The sequence below is a fragment of the Nostoc sp. genome (assembly GCF_035638895.1).
GTDB lineage: Bacteria > Cyanobacteriota > Cyanobacteriia > Cyanobacteriales > Nostocaceae > Nostoc.
On sequence record NZ_DASQZC010000522.1, the window covers coordinates 1 to 2,129 of the forward strand.

Sequence of the window (2,129 nt, forward strand, 5' to 3'; positions counted from 1 at the left end):
AGGTGCGATCGCAGCTAGTCGAAAAGCCTTATCTTCAAAGTGTCAAATTGTTGTCGATACCCAAACGGTTGCTGCTGCTTTAGATCAAACCCGATTACTTCACTTGGGGTGCCACATTGAAACCTTGATTGATAATCCCCATATTACCACCGCTACAGAGGCAGAAGTTGCCTTTTGGCAGCATCGAGAATGGCGAGAAAAATTGCAGCAAGTAAGTAAGGGTTGTATCCTGGTGGTTGGTTATGCTCCCTCAGTACTTATAGAACTTTGTGAGGCGATTACCAACCAGAAAATTCAGCCTGCATTAGTAATAGCAATGCCCATTGGTTTTAGTCATGCTCCCGCAGCCAAGCGACAACTGATGCAACAAGAGATACCTTTTATTACAATTGCAGGCACTTTAGGAGGTGGCGCTTTAGCTGCTACTGCTCTGAATGCCTTGGTGGAGTCATTGATTGATAAACCAGATTGTCATTGTTATCTCAATCAAAGCAATTCATAGAATAAATTATCAGTTTTTAGTAGCTCTAATCTTGCTGTTTTTGATAGAGAACATAAGATTTATTACGGTAAGCAACTGGCAGATGTAGCTGATGTTGAATCCGAGTTACTAAATACGAAGCGTCATATTTTATGATTAGTGCCTTAGCCTGGTCAGTTGTCAAATTATTGTAGCCGGCTGTAAGTAGTTTTTGATTAAATTTAGTTAATGGATCAACCCCGTTAAAGTTACCACTCAAGTCACGCATACGTGAAAACCATTCTAATGTTGCAGTTTTAGTCTGAGCCATAAGCTTATATTTAGCAATGGTTGGACGCTCTGTTAGCCAAATGAAGTTAGCAAATTCAACTGGTGGAGATATGAATATGGCATTTTTTGAGGTGTTTTTTCGCACCCAAGCAGTCATATCTTTCCACTGCGGATCTACCTCTTGCACTTCGTTAGGAAAATTAAGTGTAGACTGAAAATATTTCTGAAAGTTATGGAATCCTTTGACAATGCTTATACTCAGCGCCAGACTACATAGAAATAACAACACTTTTTGTTGTTTTCTACTTGTGAAGATTTGATCCAACGCACAGACAAACAAAAAGCAGGCATTTAGGTGCAACATTACGTCACCTACGCGAAAAAGGTAATATTGTAGCAAGCTTCCTTGAGAGTCGAATGGAGCAACGACTACTCCCAGTAGATATGGGATTAGACTGATCAGGGTAAATTCAAATAGTCCTATACGAGCTTCGTACTGTTCAAACTGTTGAGATAGTTCTTTAGTTGGACGATTGAACCAAAGAACGCCAGCACTGCTCACAAGCATTACAAGGAAAAATATAGGAGTTACCCACCAATGTGCAGGCCATGATAAGGGATTCAGATGGTGGGGCATCCTGAGAAAGACATATATATAAGAAATCGATATGGGGCTTGTAGGGGTTGGACGGGACAACTCTTCGATTATCGCTTTTAGACCAAATACGCTTGCTATCAGGTATAACGGAACAATAAACCCCAATTCTCGCATACTAGGAAAACGGGTTTTTCGTCTTAAAATCACCCACCCTAGTACAAACAGAGTTGTATAACCGCCTACCAAAACATGGAATGAAGTTCCTAGCCCTAACAGAAAAGCCGTCAGGCGATAACGTTTCCTTAGCATGAACGCTATGGCTAACAAAACCATAGCATAAGCAAATATTTTTGTTTCTAGCGCTCCTATGATCCTTTCCCCAGCAGCAACACCTTGATTTCCTGTGAGGAACATTGCAACCGCCAACATCAGCAATAGCAAATTCAATCCTAGTTTTCGGCCTATGAGTACTAGTCCCCAAGCTATCAAGCTATAGCAAAATAAACGTCCTATTATCGAACTAGCCAGAAACCCCAATTTTCCTATGATCCAGCCAAATAAAGTTTGGAACAACACTCGATAAACAGGTGGTTGGTTAACAGACCAATCTCCTGGAATCCAGCTAGGATCGGCAAACTGTCTTGCTAAAGGTAGAGCGTCAATATCATTTCTTGCCATGATATCAAACAACAAATCTTTGAGACAGATTAATGCCAAGACTGCGATGATTTCTAATATTAGCCTAGCCGAATCTGCCAAAGCTGATTTTTTGTGTAGATT

Annotated in this window: 2 protein-coding genes; one reads left to right on the forward strand and one right to left on the reverse strand. The window is 40.7% G+C overall.

Features of this window, described 5'->3' with window-relative positions; all coding sequences use genetic code 11:
* Positions 1–502: precorrin-8X methylmutase (locus VE944_RS26015; RefSeq protein WP_324983966.1), on the forward strand; the 502-nt coding region annotated here is incomplete at its 5' end.
* Positions 503–527: 25 nt separating this feature from the next.
* Here VE944_RS26015 and VE944_RS26020 read toward each other — a convergent pair.
* A partial coding sequence (locus VE944_RS26020; protein WP_324983968.1) for a DUF6798 domain-containing protein occupies positions 528–2,129 on the reverse strand: 1,602 nt, incomplete at its 5' end.